Here is a 6,222-nt window from a genome sequence, read left to right as displayed (position 1 = left end):
CGGACAAACGCTTACGCATCTGCCACAGTGAATACAATTTGTAGCTTCAACAGAAGCAACATCATCCTCTGTGAAAGCAAGAATGGACGCAGAAGTCTTTTGAACAGGCACTTCAAGTGTGCTCATAGCAAAGCCTGTCATCGGACCGCCCGAAATAACCTTGACTACATTTTCTTTCAATCCACCGCACTTTTCGATTACATACTGATGGCTGCAACCGATTGGCACTTTGAAGTTGTTGCACTGATTAACGCCGTCACCTGTTATGGTCATATACCTATAAATAAGAGGAATATTCTCATAAAGTGCATTGTAAATTGCAAAGCAGGTTGATGAGTTTACAACAACGCATTTTGCATCGGCAGGAAGCATTTTTGAATTAATTTTTCTACCTGTTACGGCATAAATAAGTGAACGCTCACCACCCTGCGGATACTTTGTTTTAAGTTCGCAGATGTCCATATTATCATCAGGTTGAATAAAGCCCTTGATAACCTTAATTGAATCGTTCTTGTTGTCCTCAATGCCGAAAATAGCCTTTGCATTTGGCAAAAGTCTTTGAATTTGGCGAACTGCCTTAACAATCTGCTCGCCCTTTTCAAGCATAATACGATAGTCAACGGTGAGATAAGGTTCGCACTCACAGCCGTTGATGATGATGGTGTCGATTTCATCAGCGTTTTTAGGTGACAATTTTACACCTGTCGGGAAGCCTGCACCACCCAAACCAATAACACCGAAGTCCTTGATCTTTTGGAGAATCTCCTCAACGGTCAAATCATCGGGATTTGACTTAACGCCCATTCCCTCGACCTCTTCATCAAGTCCGTCATTTTCAACAACAATAGATTTTACAAGACTGCCGTTGATTACTCTGCGGTTTTCAATAGATTTTACCGTGCCTGAAACCGAGCTGTGCACGGGTGCGGAAATAAATCCGCCTGCCTTCGCAATCATCTGACCTTTAAGCACTCTGTCACCCGGATTTACGAGTGGCTCGGCAGGTTCGCCGATATGCTGGCTCAAAGGATAAACGGTTACAGAAGAAGCATTAATTGCAGTGATAGGAAAATCTTTTGAAAGCTCCTTGCCCTCATAAAGACGAAGTCCCTTTTTTAATGCTTTTCTTTTCTTCATTAAAAAACATCCTCTCTACTCTTTTAGACATAAATTTTTATTCCAACTAAATTTTATGCTTATAATAATATAGCATATTATAATAAAAATTTCAACAGTAAAACAATCAATCATGTTTAATGTTTAATGATTATTTTCAATTATAGTACGAATATTCTCCTCTGCCGATTTTACCTCGCCCTGAAATTCACAGGAAGACACACGCAAAGCACCGTTACCAAGGATAATAACCTGCTCGAGAGCATCGGAGGTGACAACTCTGACCTTGTGCTTTTTTGCCAAATCAAGCGAAGCCTTTTCGATATACATATCTGCTGTTTCTGCCTCTTTGGTGTAAACAACGGTGATGTTATTCACCTTTTCGATTTCACGGTGATTGCCTTTGACCTTGTAGGCATCAAAGACAACAATAACCTCGCACCTCTTGTAGCCCTGATAATTGCAGAGAATATTGATAAGTGCATTCCTTGCTCCGTCAATACTGCTGTCGGCAAGTTTTTTCAAATTATCCCACGAAAAAATGACATTGTAGCCGTCAACCAAAAGATATTCTGGACCTTCGTATTTTGGAGCTTTCGGCATCTTTTTAGGGTTTTGTTTCTCTGTTTTTTCAGTAAAAGTGAAGTGGCAGTTATTTGGATTTTTGTGCTTAATTTTTCCATAGGTTTGCTCAAAAATCTCCATAAGTTCTTTATCAAGCGCAAACAAATCGTTTTTGTCTGCATAGTTTGACATCCTGCCTGCCGAACGAGTTGGAGCATACTCGCTTTTCGGTGTTGAAAGTATGCTCGGCAAGTGCATATGACTTTTGACCTCATCCCACTTCACATTGTAGCCTGCGCCCTTTGAACAGAACACGGAATCGCAAGTATTGTCGGTATCGCTGTCGGGATTATAATCGAACTCGGCAATCACTTCTTCGGCATTATGGCAAGGCTCATAGCCTTTGAGTGTGCACGAAAGTTTGCCTACTCCACGGGTATACTGACGCACCGTGCCCGCATAATCGCACATTGCCGAAACAGGAGCAGAGCCTGTCAAAACGGACATTTCCCCGTCCAATTCAGGAGGATTGAATGTGCCGTGCATAAGTTGAATATCGGACATTGCCCTTCCGACATTTTCGTTTGGAATTTCAAGAACGAAATCATAATACGGCTCAAGCAAAATGCTTTTTGCACTGCGGAGTCCTTGGCGAACAGCACGGTAAGTTGCCTGCCTGAAGTCGCCACCCTCGGTGTGTTTTGGGTGTGCCTTGCCCGATTTCAAGATGATTTCCATATCGGTTATCGGCGAACCTGTCAGCACGCCGATATGAGTTTTTTCATACAAATGAGTGAGGATAAGTCTCTGCCAATTCTTATCGAGAACATCCTCTTTGCAATCGGTTTTGAACACAAGTCCGCTGCCTCGTTTGCCGGGTTTCAACAGCAAATGCACCTCGGCATAGTGACGGAGTGGCTCAAAGTGACCGACACCCTCGACTGCTTCTTCAATAGTTTCTTTATAAATTATACTGCCCTTGCCAAAGGATATATTAATTCCAAATCTGTCGGCAAAGAGAGTTTGCAAAACTTCAAGCTGAATATCACCCATAAGTTTGACATGGATTTCGGAATAACGCTCATTCCATTCAACTTTTAGTTGCGGGTCTTCCGCCTCTAAAATACGCATATCCGACAGCACGGTGTGGGCATCTGTGCCATCGGGAACATTAACGGTATATGTCAAAACAGGGGTAAGCATCGGAATTGATGAGTTATCCTCAACACCCAATCCGTCGCCCGAATTTGTAAAGGTTATGCCCGTGACGGAACAAACCGTGCCTGCCGTTGCCTCATCAACAGCGGTGAATTTTTCGCCTGAATAAAGGCGAATTTGATTGACCTTTTCGCTGTTTATATTTTTCTCACTTTTCAGAATTTCTTTCACTTTCAGCGTTCCGCCCGTGATTTTCATCATAGTGAGTCGCTGACCTTTATCCTCGGATATTTTGTACACCTTTGCGCCAAAATCAGAGCCATACTGCGGTTGCTCGGTATAATCATTGATTAAATCCATAAAGGCATCTACACCGTCAAGTTTGAGCGCAGAGCCGAACATACAAGGAAAGACTTTTCTGTTTTTTATTGCCGAAATGACATCCTGTTTGCCGAGGCTGTCCTCCTCATATTTTTCAAGAAGAACATCATCGCACAAAGCAATATTTTCGTTCAACTCATCATCAGGCAAAGTGAAATCAACGCAACTGTCGCTCAATTTGCTTTTCAGCTGATAAAGAACAACATCCTTATCAGCGCCGTCCAAATCGGTCTTGTTAACAAAAATAAAGCAGGGCACTTTGTACTTTGCAAGGAGTTTCCACAGAGTTTGAGTGTGGCTTTGAACACCGTCGGTTGCGCTGATGACCAAAATTGCGTAATCGAGCACTTGAAGTGTTCGCTCGGTTTCCGCAGAAAAATCAACATGCCCCGGCGTGTCAATAAGCGTTATATCCGTTTCCTTGTATTTAAGCAGTGCCTGCTTTGAAAAAATCGTTATTCCTCGTGAGCGTTCAAGAGAAAATGTGTCCAAAAAAGAATTTTTGCTGTCTACCCTGCCGAGTTTTGAGATGGCTCCCGAATGATACAGCATAGCCTCCGACAATATGGTTTTGCCCGAATCAACATGTGCAAGTATGCCGACAACAATCTTCTTCATTTTCTCACCTCACGATAATTTATATTATATATAATAGCATATCACGAGCCGAATGTAAAATTATATTTCTATTTTGACAATATCGTCAATCAGAATTTCTGTGCCGTCAATCAAAATCCTGCGTGCAAAAGAATCTATCTTTTTTACACTGCCGACTTTAGTTACATAAGCACCGCCCGACTTCAATTTGTCGGGCACAAAATAAGTGATTGACACCTCGGCAATTTCGTTCAAATTATATGAAATATACTGCAAAGCGTCATTGAGTGCCTCAATCTCGTTTTCATCAAGAACAACCCTTTCTTCTGTTACACGGGCGGTTTCGGCAATTTCGTCCTCAAAGCCTTTCAAGGCGGCAAAAGAAGCGAACTGTGCCGATCGTTGAGCCGTGGAAAGATGCGCCCTCTTGGTTGAGGTGTGATGTGGCAAAGATATAATATCGTCATATTTCATTCTGCCTTATGACCTCCCACCTGATTATTGCGTTCTATCGTTGTGGCACATTCCTGCAAATTTGTACCTTTGAGAATAGCGTTTTTGCCATATCGTTTTTGAATACGAAGCATAGTATTTTGCAGTCTCCGTTCTTTTTTCAAGCAATCTTCTTCCGCCTTTATCTTTGAATAATCGGTGAAGAAATCAAGTTGACAAATCTGCGGTTCAACTTTATTCTCATCGGTTATGTGATTGGCGGAAATATTGACCTTGCGAACAGACAAATTTCTGTCCGCAATCCTGAAAAGCACAGCCAATGCAGTTTCAACAATGAGCTTTGACGATGAAGTCAAACGGTTTATATTCCCTGTTCCGTGTGCGTGCTTTGGCACTTTTCTGCCGTAGCCGTCAATTGTGATTTCGCCCTTATAGCCGTTTTTTACATTTTCTATATCATAATTAAGTGTGAGCACAATTTGGTCTGTTGTAACTCCTTTGTCCACCAAATCAAGTGCAAGAAGTTCTGCCATTTCACGCACGATAACGGTTGTTTCATCAAAGCTATACGGTCGAGTGAGCACCTGACCGGAGCTGATGCTTTTGGTGTCGGGCTTGTATGCCTTGACATCTTCGATTGTGCAGGGTTCCCAACCCCAAGCGTGGTCTATGATAAGCTCGGCGTTGATGCCAAAAAGTCGATACAACAAATCCTCATTATAGAATTCATTTGACGAACCGACAGAACATTTTGCAATGTCGCCCATTGTGTAAATTCCAACGCTTTCAAGCCGTTTTGCAGTTCCCTTGCCTACACGCCAAAAATCAGTAATCGGACGATAATCCCACAATTTTTGACGATAAGACATTTCGTCAAGTTCAGCAATTCTGACGCCGTTTTCATCGGCATCAATATGCTTGGCAACAATATCCATAGCAACCTTGCAAAGATACATATTTGTGCCTATTCCCGCAGTGGCGGTTATACCCGTTTCGTCAAGAACGGCTTTTATCATATTCATCGCCATTTGGTGAGCGGTTATGCCTGAAGTGCGGAGATAACTCGTTGCGTCAATAAACACCTCGTCTATTGAATAAACCAAAATATCTTCGGGCGACACAAAACTCGAATATATGGCAAAAATTCTATTGCTGTATTTCTTGTAAAGATTCATCCGAGGCGGAGCAACGATATACGACAACTTCAGCTCATCATCTGTCAATTCATCGGCATTATAGGATTCGCCCTTAAATTCGGCATAATTATTTTTCAGTTTGCGATTGTTATTGACCTGGCGAACACGCTCAACAACTTCAAAAAGTCGTGCTCTGCCCGGAATTCCATACGCTTTCAATGACGGCGACACGGCAAGGCAAATGGTCTTTTCCGTTCTGCTGTCATTGGCAACAACAAGATTGTTTTTCAGCGGGTCAAGTCCTCGCTCAACACATTCAACAGAGGCATAAAAAGATTTTAAATCTATTGCGATATATGTTTTTTGCTTTGCCATACAAAAAAGCCTCCGTACAAATATTATTGGTTACTGAAAACATTATATCACATAAAAACTAAAAATCAATACAAATGTTCGAATTTGATATTAAAGGGTATTTTTTAGTACAGACTGTATCAAACGACAAAATGAAAAAGCACGCCTTCCTAAAGAAGCGTGCCCTTCATCATCCCATTGTCTCTCTGCTAACTGCTGTCTGCATAGGCTTATTCTATAACAAACAGCCATATTTGTCAATTGTATACAAAAAACATTAATTATTTATTCATAAAATTAGTCAACTTGTAGTTATAATAACATAAATTAAACATTACGGCAGAAAAAATCATACATCTCATAGCATAAAAAAATAGCAATCACCAAATGGTAATTGCTATTTTTTGGTGCGAGAGACGGGACTTTCGTCAAGATAAATTCCGTGTTCAGATTCTTTTGCAAG

The 6,222-nt window shown here is 41.4% G+C and carries 4 protein-coding genes; all 4 read right to left on the bottom strand.

The features are described 5' to 3' along the window. Positions 1–1,137, bottom strand: a 1,137-nt coding sequence (gene rsxC / locus B5D29_RS08335; RefSeq protein WP_078769103.1) for an electron transport complex subunit RsxC, incomplete at its 3' end; no start/stop codon positions are given. Between the two features lie 123 nt (positions 1,138–1,260). Continuing rightward, positions 1,261–3,837: a translation factor GTPase family protein gene (locus tag B5D29_RS08330; protein ID WP_078769102.1), complete on the bottom strand. Its 2,577-nt coding sequence runs from the start codon at positions 3,835–3,837 to the stop codon at positions 1,261–1,263. A 60-nt stretch (positions 3,838–3,897) separates the two neighbouring features. Next, a complete protein-coding gene (locus tag B5D29_RS08325; protein ID WP_078769101.1) occupies positions 3,898–4,290 on the bottom strand; it encodes a YolD-like family protein in 393 nt (130 codons plus the stop codon). Further along, positions 4,287–5,780, bottom strand: coding sequence for a Y-family DNA polymerase (locus B5D29_RS08320; RefSeq protein ID WP_078769100.1), 1,494 nt, complete (start codon positions 5,778–5,780; stop codon positions 4,287–4,289). Before B5D29_RS08320 ends, B5D29_RS08325 begins: the two co-directional genes overlap by 4 nt. Positions 5,781–6,222 lie beyond the last annotated feature (442 nt).

The organism is Eubacterium coprostanoligenes, assembly GCF_900167205.1.
Classification (GTDB): Bacteria; Bacillota; Clostridia; order Oscillospirales; family Acutalibacteraceae; genus Eubacterium_R; species Eubacterium_R coprostanoligenes.
The sequence above is the reverse complement of the archived record's forward strand: the minus strand, read 5'-3'. Positions and strand labels throughout refer to the sequence as shown.

Bases quoted from the DNA above. Each gene is read 5' to 3' on its own strand.
- B5D29_RS08330 (WP_078769102.1), bottom strand. From the start codon at position 3,837: ATGAAGAAGATTGTTGTCGGCATACTTGCACATGTTGATTCGGGCAAA.
- B5D29_RS08325 (WP_078769101.1), bottom strand. From the start codon at position 4,290: ATGAAATATGACGATATTATATCTTTGCCACATCACACCTCAACCAAG.
- B5D29_RS08320 (WP_078769100.1), bottom strand. From the start codon at position 5,780: ATGGCAAAGCAAAAAACATATATCGCAATAGATTTAAAATCTTTTTAT.